The organism is Filimonas zeae (assembly GCF_014641615.1).
Taxonomy (GTDB): Bacteria; Bacteroidota; Bacteroidia; order Chitinophagales; family Chitinophagaceae; genus Filimonas; species Filimonas zeae.
Genome location: NZ_BMIB01000004.1, coordinates 953,220 through 968,820, shown reverse-complemented (window position 1 = coordinate 968,820; position 15,601 = coordinate 953,220). Strand labels below are relative to the sequence as shown.

6 protein-coding genes are annotated in these 15,601 nt (G+C 45.3%); 2 read left to right on the top strand and 4 right to left on the bottom strand.

Features of this window, described 5'->3' with window-relative positions:
- Positions 1–331 precede the first annotated feature (331 nt).
- Positions 332–1,882: an Rne/Rng family ribonuclease gene (locus IEY13_RS22430; RefSeq protein WP_188956450.1), complete on the top strand. Its 1,551-nt coding sequence runs from the start codon at positions 332–334 to the stop codon at positions 1,880–1,882.
- A gap of 45 nt (positions 1,883–1,927) precedes the next feature.
- Here IEY13_RS22430 and paaE read toward each other — a convergent pair whose 3' ends face one another.
- The 4 genes from paaE to IEY13_RS22410 all read right to left on the bottom strand — a co-directional run bounded on the left by paaE (position 1,928) and on the right by IEY13_RS22410 (position 6,375).
- Positions 1,928–3,004 (bottom strand): 1,2-phenylacetyl-CoA epoxidase subunit PaaE, encoded by a 1,077-nt coding sequence (gene paaE, locus IEY13_RS22425; RefSeq protein ID WP_188956448.1) that lies wholly within the window; start codon positions 3,002–3,004, stop codon positions 1,928–1,930.
- Between the two features lie 67 nt (positions 3,005–3,071).
- On the bottom strand, positions 3,072–3,662 hold the full coding sequence (locus tag IEY13_RS22420) for a TetR/AcrR family transcriptional regulator (RefSeq protein ID WP_188956446.1): 591 nt from the start codon (positions 3,660–3,662) through the stop codon (positions 3,072–3,074).
- Between the two features lie 56 nt (positions 3,663–3,718).
- Positions 3,719–4,339: a response regulator transcription factor gene (locus IEY13_RS22415; protein WP_188956444.1), complete on the bottom strand. Its 621-nt coding sequence runs from the start codon at positions 4,337–4,339 to the stop codon at positions 3,719–3,721.
- A 2-nt stretch (positions 4,340–4,341) separates the two neighbouring features.
- A complete protein-coding gene (locus IEY13_RS22410; RefSeq protein WP_188956443.1) occupies positions 4,342–6,375 on the bottom strand; it encodes a tetratricopeptide repeat-containing sensor histidine kinase in 2,034 nt (677 codons plus the stop codon).
- A 231-nt stretch (positions 6,376–6,606) separates the two neighbouring features.
- Here IEY13_RS22410 and IEY13_RS22405 point away from each other — a divergent pair, with 231 nt between their 5' ends.
- Entirely contained in the window at positions 6,607–15,585 is an 8,979-nt protein-coding gene (locus IEY13_RS22405) for a DUF8696 domain-containing protein (protein WP_188956441.1), read from the top strand.
- Positions 15,586–15,601 lie beyond the last annotated feature (16 nt).

Genomic DNA, 15,601 nt, shown 5'->3' with positions numbered 1-15,601 from the left:
TAAAAACTTATTTGAGTATGCCTTGTGGTAAAAAGAGAAAACGTCATAAGATCGCGACACACAAACGCAAGAAAAGACTGAGAAAAAACCGTCATAAGAAGAAGAAATAGTCTTCTTTCTTACTGTCGTCATACTATTAATGCCGGGGCGCTACCGGCAATCCGGCATTAATAACTAGTACCAGACAGCTATTCCTTGACTTCCGCCTCGCAACTTTACCTTTCCTTATCAGACCAAAAGTGGCTGGATTTTGTGGATTTTTGTTGGCTGATTATTTTGCTGCATACCGGCGAACGGTATTGCTATGGAAACAATTTAAAGTTGCTATGTTGTGAATAAAGAACTTATCATAAATGTAGGCTCTACAGGGGTGGAAATTGCCCTGCTTGAAGATAAAAAGCTGGTAGAGTTGCATAACGAAAAAGCCGACGCAAGCTTTGCTGTTGGCGATCTTTACCTGGGAAAGGTAAAAAAACTGATTCCCGGGTTAAACGCTGCCTTTGTTGATGTAGGATTTGAGAAAGATGCCTTCCTGCATTACACCGATCTCAGCCCCTACGCACGTTCTATTCTGAAGTTTACCCAGGCCGCTATGGTGGCTAAAGAGCCGGAAGGCTTAGACTTCTCAAAATTCCAGATTGAGCCCGAGATTATTAAAACGGGAAAAATCAACGAAGTATTGAGTGGCAAGCCCAATATTCTGGTGCAGATTCTGAAAGAGCCTATTGCCGCCAAAGGGCCACGCTTAAGCTGCGAAATATCCCTGCCGGGCCGTTTTGTAGTAGTAACTCCTTTTAACGATATCGTTGCCGTTTCTAAAAAAATTCATTCTTCAGATGAGCGCAAGCGCCTCCATAAAATTGTGGAAGCCATTAAGCCCAAAAACTTTGGCGTAATTGTGCGTACCGCGGCTGAAGGAAAAAATACTGCGGAGTTACACGAAGACCTGCTGGATCTGGTGCAAACGTGGAAGTCTATTCAGCAAAACCTGAAAGGTGCTGCTGCCCCCGCCAAAATAATGAGCGAGCAGGATAAAACCACCAGCATTTTACGCGATTTGCTGAATGCCGACTTTAACCGCATTGTTGTAAATGATAAAAACATTTACAACGATACCCGCAGTTATCTGCAAAAGGTAGCGGCTGACAAAACGGATATTGTAGTGCACCACAGCAATGGCTCTCCCATTTTTGATACATATGGTATTACCAAGCAGGTAAAATCTTCTTTTGGCAAAACGGTAAACCTGCCCAGCGGCGCTTACCTGATTATAGAGCATACCGAAGCGCTGCACGTAATTGACGTAAACAGCGGTTATAAAAGTGTAAGCAATAACCAGGAAGAAAACGCGCTGGAAACCAATATGGAGGCTGCCGAAGAAATTGCGCGCCAGTTAAGGCTGCGTGATATTGGTGGTATTATAGTGGTGGACTTTATTGATATGAAGCTGCCTGATAACAAGAAGAAGTTACAGGAAGCCATGGAAGGGTTTATGCGTGCAGACAGAGCGAAGCACGCGGTATTGCCTATTTCCAAATTCGGGTTAATGCAGATTACCCGCCAGCGTATGCGCCCCGAAGTTTCTATCAATACTACCGAAACCTGCCCCTGCTGTAATGGCACCGGTAAAGTGGCGCCCACCCTGTTACTGGAAGATGATATTGAAAAGAGATTACATTATCTGGTTACCCACTCTCACAAGAATCTTACACTTACGGTGCACCCTATACTTTATTCGCACCTTACCAAAGGGTTGTTTACTTCTATCCGCAGAAAATGGCGCAAGAAGTACAAAACGCCTATTACCATTAAGCCTAATAATGACTATTACCTTACGGAATATCATTTCTTCGACGCTAATGAGGAAGAAATTAAGTTGTAAAGGTGAAGCACAATATTATAAGCCGGCAGTAACAACTGCCGGTTTTTATTTTGCATCAAAGTCAATTATTACCTTCTCTGTTTTGGGGTGTGCCTGACAGGTTAATATAAAGCCCTGGTTGGTTTCTTCCGGTTCCAGCGCATAGTTCACTTCCATTTCCACTTCACCTGCTACCAGCCGGGCACGGCAGGTACAGCAAACGCCTGCTTTGCAGCTGTAGGGCAGGTCAATACCATGGTGCAAGGCGGCATCCAGAATATTATCGCCATGCTGGTGCAGTGTAAACTCAAACGTTCTGCCATCTACACAAAGTGTTACCTGGCTGCCGGGTGTTTCTTCATCAGCTTCCTGTGCAGGGTTGCGGGGTGTTTTAACGGCGGGGCCGGCAGTAAACAGTTCCAGGTGAATACGCTGGTTATCTACTCCTTTGGCCTGCAGAAACTCACGCACACATAATGTCATTTGCTCAGGCCCGCATATAAAAAACTCGTCTGACCGGGTACTTATTACGCGGGTAAACAGCTCATTGCATTTGTCTGCATCTATACGGCCGGTATTAATGGCGGCATCAGTTATTTCGCGGCTTAGTATATGAATAAGCCGGAAGCGGCTCATATACTTATTCTTCAGCGCTTCCAGTTCTTCTCTGAAAATAATGGAATGCCGGTTGCGGTTGCCATAAACCAGTGTGCATTCGCTACCCGGCTCGGTATGTAATACGGCTTTTATAATGGATATAACCGGTGTTATACCACTGCCGGCTGCTATAAATACATAGCGCTTTTTATTGGTTGGGGTAAGCTGGGGGTGAAAGTTGCCCAGCGGTGGCATTACCTCCAGATTAACACCCGCCTGTAACTGGCTGTTGGCGTAAACTGAAAAAACGCCACCGGGCGTTTTTTTAACGGCAATGCGCCATTCTTTTTCAAAAGGCGCGCTACATAAACTGTAGCTGCGCCTTATTTCTTCATTGTTAATGAAACTGCGAAGGGTAATATACTGCCCGGGCTGATATTGAAACTTAGTTTGTAAAGCTTCAGGTATCTCAAAGGCAATAGACACACAATCAGATGTTTCTTTACGAATATCTTTTATGCAAAGCGTTTCGAAGTGTACAGACATGGCAGGCAAGTTCAAAAAATCAAAATTCAAAAGTTGCAATTCAAAAGTCTGAAAGCATGGAGAATGGTTATTTTCTCAGGCCCTCAATCAGTAGCGTAACCATGTTTTCTTCCAGGGCTTCCGCGCTTATTTTTTCGCGGCTGCGATGCCAGGAGTCAATGCCGCTTACTGCGTGCAGCATAATCAGCACAGCGGTAGGGGCATCAATCTGTTTAAACTCGCCCTGTTCAATTCCACGCTCAATAATAGCGGCAAAACGCTTACGGTAGTTGCGGCGCTGATTTTTGTAGTTGGATAAATAAGGCTCGGCAAGATGGCGCCATTCCCGGTCACTCACATATACCTCTTCATAGTTGTCTACCATCTGGTGAATGTGAAAGCGCAGTAACCGTTCTACTTTTTCGGGCGTGGTGGCGTTGGAGGTTTCTACCTGCCCCATATGTTCCCAATACAGGTTGGCAATGTTAAAACACACATCATGCAGTAGTTCTGTTTTGGATCGGATGTGATTGTAAAGGCTGGCTGCTTCTACCCCTACTTTCACTGCCAGGTCGCGCATACTGGCTGCCTTATAGCCTTTTTCCCTGAACAGGCTGGCCGCGGCTTTGGTAATTACTTCTCTGCGCGTTACATCTTTGTCGGTTTTAATACGTGCCATTTAGAAAAATAACTTAGTGCTAAAACCGGAATATACAACTTTATAGTGGTTTGCCGCTATACCAAACCTTGCTCTATGGCGGCTTTTACCAGCCCGGCAGTGTTTTTTACCCCCAGCTTTTGTAACAGGTGGTTACGGTGATTTTCAACAGTATGCGGGCTTATATGCAACTTTTCTGCAATTTCAGGATTGGTATATTCTTCCGTTATTAATTGTAAAATTTCTTTTTCGCGGCGGGTAATTAGTTTTTCGCTGGGCGGTGCAGAGAAATTGCTTATTAATTGCTTCTTAAGCTCTTCATAAATAAACTGTTCTCCGGAATAAACTGTATATATAGCTTTTGTTAATGTGTCTGGGTCGACGTCTTTTAACAGGTAGCCCATGCAGCCCTGTTTCAGCATTTTTTTTACCTGAACCAGCACGTCTACATTGGTTAAAGCGATAATTTTTATGGACGGAAATTTTTTAGAAACAATGCCTGCCAGTTCTATTCCATTCTTTCCAGGCATCTGAATATCCAGTAATAGTACATCGGGCTGTTCTTTAGGAAGGGCTTCCAGCAGCTGATCGCCGTTTTTATAGGTGCCGGCTAGTACAATATCGGTGGTTTCGGATAGTATTTTCTGAATGCCGTTAATTACAATAAAATGATCGTCGGCAATGGCTACTTTAATCATATTCAGGCCTGGTTTTCCGGCTTCAAAACTACTTCAATATAAATACTTGTCCCGTTTTCGGGCGGGTTTTGTATCTGCATGGTGCCATTAATGGCTTTTATACGGTCGGCAATGCTTTTCAGGCCTATGCCTTTGGCGGTTAACAGTATATTTTCCGGCATTCCAATACCATTGTCTTCTACGGTAACATCAAAAATAGCATCGCTAAAGCCAATCTGCACCATGGCTTCTGTAGCTTTTGCGTGTTTGATAATATTATGCACCAGCTCCTGTATTACCCGGTAAATAGTCAGTTCAAACTGGGGTGCAAAGGAGCGTGGCTTGCCCATTGTCTGAAAATGAATACGGGTAGGGCTGTTATTACCTACCTTGCGGCAAAAGTATTCTACTGCTACCACCAACCCTTCCTGCAACAGAATTTCGGGCATCATGTTATGGGCGGTTTTACGAAGCTCGGAAGAAGCTTCTTCCAGCAAATGCAGGCCATCCTGATAGTCATTGCTGTTTTCCAGGTGATGGTTGCGTTTTACCATTTCAAAATTCATGCGTGCACCGGCCATCAGCCCGCCAATGCCATCGTGCAGTTCCCGTGCAATCCGCGCCCTTTCTCTTTCCTCACCCGCTATAGTGGCGTTCAGCTGGGCAATTTCCATCTGCTGCTGAAAGCTGTTTATTTTTTCCTGCTGCAGGTGCTGTTTGTGGCGGTTGCTGCGTTGCCACAGCAGAAAAAGCGCCAGCACAGACAGGGTAATGAACGATATACCTGCTATCCACACATTGCGCTGGCGCACGCGGTTTTCCGCTTCTGTAGTGGCCAGTTTCTGTTGCGCCAGGGCTTTGTCTTTCTCGCTTATCCGGTACTTTATCTGTAGCCGGTTCATCATATCTATCTTGTCCTGCTTCATCAGGCTGTCTTTCAGCCGCATGTAAATATCCTTGTATTCCAGTGCTTTCGACAGAATGCCCAGTTTGGCATAAGCATCTGCCGCCACCTGGCAGGCATCTATCATTTCCTTGTTCTGAAAATCGTTACGGTCGTAATGCTGCCATACCTCTTCAAAAGTGCTTACGCTGCGGGTGTAATCTTTCTGCAGGTAATACGCTTTGCACAAATACAGATAACCCATTACCAGATAACGAACATTGGTGCCCAGGGCATCTTTTAGGGCCAGTTCGCGGTTAATATATTCTATGGCTTTGCCGGGCTGGTTCTGGTTCAGATAAGTTTCGGCAATATTCAGCAGCGTAGCCGCATCCCAGGTAACGTTGGAGATTTTGTGCTTCTGGCGCAGCTTCATATATTCCAGATAATAATAGCGCGAAGAGTCTTCGTTACCAATGCTGCTGTAATAAGCGCCCTGCAGGGAGTAGCTGACAAACGACAGTTCCGTAATACTGTCTTTCCGCATGGCCTCATCGGCTATTTTAGCTTTGCTGATGAAGTACTGCGTGGGTTCAATATATCCGCCATTGATATCCCAGTTGGTATTAAGCCAGAAGTAAGCCAGCTGGGTGTACAGAGAAAGTGCGAAGTACGATTTAACCGGTATTTTTCCTTCCTCAATAACATCATTCATGAGGTAGAAATAGTGGGCGGAAGAATCTACCATACCCCGTGTTTCATAGGCTTTAGCCAGAATATTATACAGCCGGTATAACACATTACTGAAGTTATCTGAATTGCGGCCGTAGTACTCAGAAAGTGCCAGATTGCTGTATTTAATAGAAAGGTCGGTATTGCTGCCGTAGTACCAGAACCCCAGTTCAGTAAGGGCGCTGATAATGCCTTTGCTCCACTTGATGTTATAGCTTTTAATCAGTGCCTGGTTCAGATAATAATAGCTGCTGTCGTGGTGTGTATCCAGTAAATCGCGCGAGCGTAGCAGGTAGGTTTTAATAAGGTTGGTATCTGTTTTTTCAGAAGGGTTGGTCACAAAATCCGGCTGCGCGTTGGCACAAAAAGCCACCAGCAACAGCACAATTACCAGGAATTGTCTGAGGGGATTGAATGCTGATTGTACAAGGGTGCACGTCATATGCCACATAATTATATATTACTTCCCACAGTGGCATTTTTCAAAATAAAGGTATACACAGCTACTAATATAGGGGTTTACATTCATTTTTTTATTTGAATGTTTAGCATTACCTATTCCACCATACAGATAAATACTTTTACCTGCGGGCAAATACAGCCCTGTTGTTACCCGTGAATTTCAACCTCCAAGCTTATTTGGGTGCGTTTACCAACACTAACTGAAGAATTTATGCAGTATTGTAAGAAAGTTGCCTTTGCGGTTCTGGGATCAATTTTCACCTTCTTATCTGGCAGTCAGGTGCAGGCACAGGTAGATAAAAACATTGGCTCCGGCACTTCCGGCAACGGCGAATGGACTTATCCCACCCCTATGCAGGATGCAAAACCGGGTAGCCGTATGCAGTTTTTGTATCTGGCATCGGAACTGCAGGCGGCGGGTATGACTGCGGGCAATATCAACGCCATTAAATTCAACATATTACAGGTAAGCGACCCTACTGATCCTAATTACGCTATTGAAGAGTTTACCATAAAACTGGGTGGTACTGCTACCGCTTCCCTTGATAACAGCAAATGGGAGCCGGGTACTAACCAGGTTTTCGGCCCTGTAGATCATACGCCGGTTGCGGGCATTAATGCTTTTACACTTGCTACCCCCTGGTTCTGGAATGGTACCGATAATATTGTAGTGGAAATTTGTAATGGCCGTTCGGGGGCAACCTCTTACCTGGCGTCCCGTAACTCCAGCGTGCCCTGGACAACAGGATTATCTTTCAACGGCTCTCACTCCTACGGCGATTATAGTCAGCAGAACCTTTGCGGTTATGATGATGGCGTTAACAGTGAACTGGGCGACCCTCATGCCCGCCCCGATATTATATTGAACTGGACGGTTGCACCGCCCTGTACCTCTGCAGGTTTAACAGCAGGCACCGCTACAGCCAGTATTTCCAGCCTGTGTGCGGGCGAACCATTTGCTGTTACGTTAACCGGTGCTACGGTAGCTACCGGGTTAACTTACCAGTGGCAGTCTTCCGCTAACGGCAGCACCTGGAGCAATATCAGCGGTGCCACCAGCTTTCTGGAAACCATGAGCCAGAGTGCAAGCACCTACTACCGTGCAGTGGTTACCTGCGCCAATGGTGGCAGTGCCAATTCAGTACCGGTACAGGTAATTGCGCCTACGCCTATTGGCAATACTACTTTTACTATTAATAACAATGCACCTGCGGGCGGCGGCAACTTCCGCTCGTTTAATGATGCTTATAATGCCATCCGTTGCGGCATTAACGGGCCTGTGGTATTTAATGTAGATGCTGCAAGCGGCCCGTATAACGAGCAACTGCTAATAAAACCTGTTCCGGGTGCATCTGCTGCTAACACCATTACCTTTAATGGCAACGGAGCAGAAATTGCTTTTACCTCTTCTAATAACAATCAGCGTGCAGTAATAAGACTGGACGATGCTGATCATTTTATTTTTAATAATCTTACTGTTACCGCGGGTGGTACTGATGCAGAAGGCTTTGGATATGGCATTTTTCTTACCAACAATGCAGATTCCAATGTAATTAACCAATGTCGCATTAAGGTAAACCCTACCGCCAGCTCCGGCACTTTTGCGGCTATAGTAGCTTCTGCTGCAGATGCATACATGCCTGTTGATGGCGCTTCTTCTTTATGTGATGGCAACAGGTTTACCGGTAACCATATTACCGGCGGTGCTTATGGAATTGTGCTTACCGGCTCAGATACCCGGCCTTTAGCCGGCAACGTGGTGAAGGGTAATAAAGTGGAAGATTTTTACACTACGGCTATTTATGTGGAAAGTGCCATGAGTGCGCTTGTTGACAGCAACGTTATCAGCCGGCCCAACCGTACTGATGGGTATGAGGTAACGGGCATACTGGTTACCGGTTTTAATGCACGTATGGTGGTAAGCAGAAATACCATTACCAATATTTTTGGTGGTGCCAACACTTCTGCCCGGTTTATTGGAATTTATTTTTCTGCTGCTACCGGCTTTTTTGGCCAGGAGAATGTTATCAGCAATAACCTGATTTATAGTATTAATGGTGGTGGCAATGTGTATGGCTTATATAATGAGGCCTCTGCCAACGTAAATTATTTTTATAACACCGTTGCGTTAGATGGCGATGGTAGCGGGCTTGCCACTGACAACGTAACGGTGGGCTTTTACCAGGTAAATGCTGATGGTGTGTTATTTAATAATAACAACATTGCTGTTACCAGAACCGGCTATTGCGCTAACGCAGCTATGTGGTATGCTTCGCTTGCTACCAGCATCACTTCTGACAGAAATAACTATTATGTTGCCAAAGGCTCAGGTAAAAGAATGATGGGTTGGGTAAATGGGGTTGAAGCGGGTTTCCTGGCAAACTGGCGTTCAATTACCGCACAGGATGCCAACTCAGTTTCCGCTGACCCTATGTTTACCGATGTGGCAGCGGGCAACCTGCAGCCAACCAACCCGGCTATTGATAATGTGGGTAACGCTATAACAGGTATTACCGCCGATATTACCACGGCTGTAAGAAGTTCTACTACGCCGGATGTTGGTGCCATTGAGTTTCAGAGCGTGCCTTGTGCTACACCAGTGGCGGGTACTGCTGCTTTAAGTGAAGATGCAGTTTGTGTAGACAAAGGTGTGTCTATTGAGCTTACCGGCAACTCTATGGGAGCGGGGCAAACTTACCAGTGGATGTCTGCCGATACAGAAACGGGTACCTATACTAATGTGGGAGGCGCTTCTGCCAACCCAACCTTAGAGCTGGTAGCCACCACTTCTAAATACTATAAGGTGCAGATAACCTGTGGTGCTGCCAGTGTTACTTCCAACATTGTGGCATTAACAGTGTATCAGGCACTGGCACCTCAACATTATACTATTAATAAGGGCATGCCGGCAAGCGCTACCAACTTTGTAAGTTTTGGAGCTGCTAAAAGTGCACTTGACTGTGGTATTGCAGGCCCTGTTGTATTTGATGTGGTAAAAGGCAGCGGCCCTTACGACGAGCAGCTGATACTTATGCCTGTTAAAGGTGCTACCAGAATTAACACGGTAACATTTGCCGGGCATGGTGAAACCATTCGCTTCGGTTCAACTGACAACGAGCAGCGTGCTGTAATTAAACTGGACGATGCCAATCATATTATATTAGACAGTCTTTCTATAGATACACGTGGTGGAACCTACGGTTACGGTGTACAACTGATTAATAATGCAGACAGCAATATTATCAGGGGCTGTACCATTACCTCTTCCACAACCTCCAGTTCGCAAAACCATGCGGGTATTGTTATCAATGCTTCGCATAGCGATGCAGTGGAGCGTGGGGCTACTAATTGCGATGATAACCTGATGGAGAAAAATGCCATTGTGGGTGGATATTATGGCATTACTGTAGTAGGCGATCCCAATTACTCCAACGAGGATAATGAATCATTCATTTACCGCAATAAAGTATTGAACAATACGGTGCTTGATTTTTATGCGTACGGCATTTATGCGCTGGGCACAGGATTTACGGCAATAGAGGATAATATTATATCCCGCCCTGCACGTACTTCAGTAGGTGCTTTTACCGGTATTTATCTTTCCCAGACACACCGTAGTGCTTCTGTTACCAGAAACAAAGTTTTTAATCCTTTTGGTGGCAATCTTAATTCTACCGCTGCTTTTACAGGTATTCACCTGAACGAAGCCGGATACGAGCCTGAACTTGGTCGCAGCTTTATAACCAATAACGTTATCTATAATATTAATGGTAACGGTGCACAAACGGGCATCAACTGTACCTCTCCTTTATACCTGAGTATTTACCATAATACCATATCGCTGGATAACACAGCCAGCACCGCTACTGCAGGTACCACAGGAATTCTGGTGTTTTCCGGAGGTAATAGTGAAATCAGAAATAATATTATTTCCATTACCCGTGGTGGCACCGGTAATAAGTATGGTGTTAACCTAACTGGCGACCGTTTTGGTGTGGAACTGAACAAAAACAACTATTATATTAAAGGTACAGGTGGTAATAATTTTACCGGATATCGTGATAGGGCAGCAGTAACTATAGAAGATTGGGTTGCGCTGTCTGCAAAAGACGTTAACTCAGTAAGTATTGATCCGGTATTTGAAGATGCTGCTACCGGAAAGCTGAAGCCAGGTGCGGCACCTTTAGATAATACGGGTGACGGATTGGGAGTAGCTGCTGATATTGCAGGTGTAACCAGAAGTACGGACAAGCCGGATATTGGCGCTTACGAATTTACTATACCGGCGTGTGTAACACCTGTGGCGGGTACAGCCTCTGTAACGCCTGATGCAGGTATCTGTATGGGCAGCAAGGTAAACCTTAATCTGAGCGGCAACACGGTAAATGGTAACCAGACCTACCAATGGCAGAAATCGCTTACCGGTAACGGCGCATGGGAAAACGTGGGCGAGCTGCTGTACAAGCCGGCACAGACTACTGAAGTGTTGGCCAGCTACTATTTCCGTTGCTACACAGCATGTGCAGCCGGTAGTGATACTTCTGCCCCTGTAAAAGTTACCTTAAATGCTGCTCTGCCGGCAGGTGTATATACTATTAACCCCAACGGATCGGGCAACTTTATCAGCTTTACTGCTGCGGTAGATGCTATGAAATGTGGTATTGCCGGTGCAGTTACTTTTGACGTAGCGCCCGGAACATATACAGAGCAGGTGCTGATGCGTAAAATACCTGGTGCCGCTGCTACCAGCCGTGTAACCTTCCGCTCTGCCAATGGTGCGGCCTCGTCTGTTATTTTAACAGCAGCAGGTACTACAGCTGCCAACTATGTATTAAAACTTGATAGTGCGCATTATATTACTTATAAGGACATGACTATTACTGCCTCTTCTGCTACCAACGGAAGGGTAATTGAACTTTCAGGCACCTCCTCTTACGATAGCCTTTTGGGCAATACCATTAATGCACCCGTTGCTACAACTACAGCTACCAGCCGTGCAGCAGTGTTTAGCAGTGCATTGGAAGGTGCGGGTGTGGTGTTAAAGGGTAACACTATTAATAATGGAGCCAGCGGTATTTATATAGCTGGTAATACCAGTAAAAGAAGCAATTACCTTACACTGGAAGAGAATACCGTAAAAGGATTTTACCAGTATGGCATTTACAGCCGGTATAATAACCGTGTAACTGTTCTGCGGAATAAAGTAACTGTTTCGGGTACCGTAAACAATACAACCTATGGTATTTATGCCGGTAATGCTGATACTACTTTCCGTGTAACCAATAATGAAGTGGTGGTAACCAATACTACTGCTACGGTTTACGGGCTGTATACCAATGTGCTTGGTGCACAGCAGGGTGAAGTATCTGCTGTTTCTAATAACAGCATTGTAGCTACAGATGGAAATACCGGCAGCCTGTATGGCCTTTACATTACGGGTACTATAAATGCAAAAGCGTATAATAACGTTGTAAGCCTGCATACTACCGGTTCTGATGCGTATGGTTTGTATAGTTATGCCAATACAAACGGGCAACTGTATAACAATTCTGTACTAAATACTTCCACTGCAACGGGTGCTAACGTGGCTGCTTATGTGAATGATGATTATGAAGAGCTGCGTTCTGTGGATGTTCGCAATAATATTTTCTCGCACGAAGGTGGTGGTATTGCGTGGTTTGTGGGTAATGCAGACCGTGTAAACAGCGATTACAATTTGCTGTATACCACTGGTGGGGTATTGGTAGAGCAGGAATTCTGGGGCCAGTATGCTACATTGGCTGATTGGAATGCTGCTTCCGGTTACGATGTTAACTCTATCGTATATAAACCTGCTTTTCTGAATGCAGTTACACTGCGTCCGGATGTAACCAATCCGGAAGTATGGGCTATTCATGGCAGAGGTGTACAGATACAGGGTAATGCAAAAGATTATAGTGATAATCAGCGTCCTGCTTCTTTAGAGGAGGGGGTGCCTGATTTAGGTGCTTACGAGTTTTTACCCGGCTCACAGCCTGTAGCTGCTACAAGTGCTACTGTGCCTGTTGCAGGGCAAAAACAGGTGTTTGTGCTGGGTACCGATACGGTGTGTGTAATTAACTGGGGCGCTACTGTACCTTCTTCCATTACCGTTCGCCGATATTCTGGTATTGCTCCGGCATCTATAGCAGCGGGAACGCAGTACATGTATTTTTATGTAGATGCAGAAGTGGCTGCTGGTGGTGCTTATGAATATTCTATTGAGCAGAAATATCTGGATTCATGGAGAGGATTTATTGACAGGGAGCAACGTATACGCCTGGGTAAAACGGATGCAGCCAATGCATGGGGTGCAGACCTGGAAAGTGGTGTGGATATTAACACTAATTATATTACACAGGCAAACCTTACTTACCTGGATAAGGTAACAGGGCTTGCTGACGCGAGAGTGGCTTATCCCGCCGAGGATGATATTAAGATGGATTCCTCTCATATGGGTACCCGGTTTTGGCTGGGCTATGGTAAAACCGAACGCTATGGCATGGACGCGTTTAATGTGTATATAGGTGGTGCAGCCAAAGATGCCAATGTAACAGTTAAAATAAACGGCACTACCTGGATAAGGAACTATCACATCCCTGCCGGGCAGTTTATAAAAAGCGAGGATTTTCCGCGGAACGGTGTAAACGGTGCTTATCTGAATGTGGAAGGTTTATCAGACAAAGGCATCAGTATAGAAAGTGATGAGCCTATTGCAGCCTATGCCTACGGCGAGAAATGGGGTAATGCACATGCATCATGTATGTTATTACCAACCGGTGCGTATGGTATGGAGTATTATGCACTCTCTTTCAGACAGTATACTTATGATACAGAACCTTATCATTCCTGGTTTTATGTAATTGCCGATCATGATAATACCATGGTGGAAATTACACCATCGGGCCAGACTACCGGAGGCAGAAAAGCAGGCGTGCCATTTGTAATTACGTTGAATAAAGGCCAGGTATATAATGTACTGGGGGCTGGTAAAAACCAGGATGCTACATGGGATTTATCTGGCAGCCGCATCCGTTCGTTAAGTAATGCGGCCGGAAAATGTTATCCTATAGCGGTATTCTCCGGAAATAGTAGTGCTTTTGTGGACTGTGACAGTGCTTTTACACCTTCAGGTGAATATCTGGTACAGCAAAATATACCAGTAAGAGAATGGGGTACAAAATATCTTACTGCTCCCAGTTCTTATGTGAGCAGGCCTAAAGACCATGCAACCAACTTCTACAGGGTGCAGGTAAAAGACGCGTCTACCATTGTAAAACGTAATGGTATTGTTTTAACCGGCCTGGAGAATAACTATTATACTTACCTGAGTAATACTGCTGATTATATAGAAGCCGATAAACCGGTTGCGGTAGTACAGTTTTTTACTGGTGAAACCGACAAGTGCGGTTTTGACACTACTTCAGCTGAAATGATTGCCGTTATGCCTGTAGATCATGGTGTGCATAAGACTACATTTTTCAGAGCGGGCAATTCCAATGCTAATCCTACCTACAACTATCTTACACTGATTATACCGGATGCGGGGCTTGCATCTTTAAAAATAGATGGCAGCAATGTGTTTGACGATACTTATGCGCACCCAGGCAAGCCGGGATATTCAGTAGTGGTAAAGCGCTGGAAAGCCGAAAATCTGGAAAGCAGTGTAGTAGAGAGTGATTCTGCATTTACAGGTTTGGTTTACAATAATTACTATTATAGTTATGGTTATACACTGGGCACTATGGTAAACAGCCTTTTGGCCAATCCGGGTATTACCAATGTGTACGATTCAACCGGTAACTACAGTGCTTATACCTGTGTGGGTACTCCGTTTAAACTAACAGTAAAAATTCCGGTAATGCCTACAAAGCTTACGTGGAAAACTGGTGGTGTGCCTGCGTTAACACCTGAGCAAAGCGATGTGGTGCAGAATGCTCCTACGGCTATAGATACAGTGTTGATGAATGGCCGTTCTTACTATGTGTTTGCATTGCCTGATGAATATAAGTTTACAGCAACGGGGGAATACAGTATTCCTGTGGCGTATGAAAATCTGGATCTGGAAAGTTGTAACCATACTTCTGAATCCATTCTTAAAGTAAAGGTGATTGGTGCACCCGTGGCAGATTACACACTCAACTACGGTGGTTGCCCGGGTGATATTGCACAGTTTAAAGGAACAGCTACTACTGCTAATGGTGCAGTGGCCGACCGCTGGAAGTGGAGTTTTGGCGATAACACTACCGGATGGGGTGAAGAAGTGGATAAGCGTTACCCGCATTATACAAGAGATACTACGTATAATGTGCAGTTACGTGCTATTATTCAGGACGGATGTATTGCTGATAAGGCCGGTATTGTAAACGTAAAAGCCGATGCCCGCCTGGAGTTACTGAGCGATTCGGTAGTTACCTGTGTAGGTAGTGGTGCAGCATTTAATGTAAAAGAGCCGGTAACCGGCGTAACCTATAACTGGTATCTGGTGCCTGAAAATGGTACTGCTGCCGGAACGGGAACCAGCTGGACGCTGCAGCCGGTAACTGCTAAAACCTACGTATACCTTTCTGCGGTGAATGTGAATGGCTGCGTTACGGTACCAAGAAAAGAAGTAGTGGCTGATGTGAAGCCGGTACTTGCTGCTCCCGTGGTAACAGTGGATTCAACAGGTATATCTACTTTGCGTTTTGCATGGGCCGCTGTAACAAACGCAACGGGTTATGAAGTATCTACCGATGGTGGCGTAACCTGGAGCACGCCTTCCTCAGGCACGCTGGGTCTTACACATACTATTTCCGGCCTACAGCCCGGAAGGGAAGTGAAGATACAGGTAAGGGTAAAAGGTGAACTGGCATGCCAGGAAGCGGTAAGTGCAGTGATTACTGCTACTACCTTGCTTGACAGTGTGTTTGCTGCCAATGCATTTTCTCCTAACGGTGATAATCTGAATGATGAGTTTAAGATACGTGGGGAAGTAATCAGAAGCCTGCACCTGGCCATCTTTAACCAGTGGGGTGAAAAAGTATTTGAATCTTCTGATAAAGAAGTGGGTTGGAAAGGGGATTACAAAGGCAAGCCGCAGCCATCGGGTGTGTATATATATGTATGCAATATTATACTGATGGACGGTAGCAGCACTACCAAAAAAGGATCGGTGAACCTGGTAAGGTGATGCCGGTAAAAATGTG

What these genes read in the sequence shown, in the direction of transcription:
- paaE (WP_188956448.1), bottom strand. Translation starts at nt 3,004, where the DNA reads ATGTCTGTACACTTCGAAACGCTTTGCATAAAAGATATTCGTAAAGAA.
- IEY13_RS22420 (WP_188956446.1), bottom strand. Translation starts at nt 3,662, where the DNA reads ATGGCACGTATTAAAACCGACAAAGATGTAACGCGCAGAGAAGTAATT.
- IEY13_RS22415 (WP_188956444.1), bottom strand. Translation starts at nt 4,339, where the DNA reads ATGATTAAAGTAGCCATTGCCGACGATCATTTTATTGTAATTAACGGC.
- IEY13_RS22410 (WP_188956443.1), bottom strand. Translation starts at nt 6,375, where the DNA reads ATGACGTGCACCCTTGTACAATCAGCATTCAATCCCCTCAGACAATTC.
- IEY13_RS22405 (WP_188956441.1), top strand. Translation starts at nt 6,607, where the DNA reads ATGCAGTATTGTAAGAAAGTTGCCTTTGCGGTTCTGGGATCAATTTTC.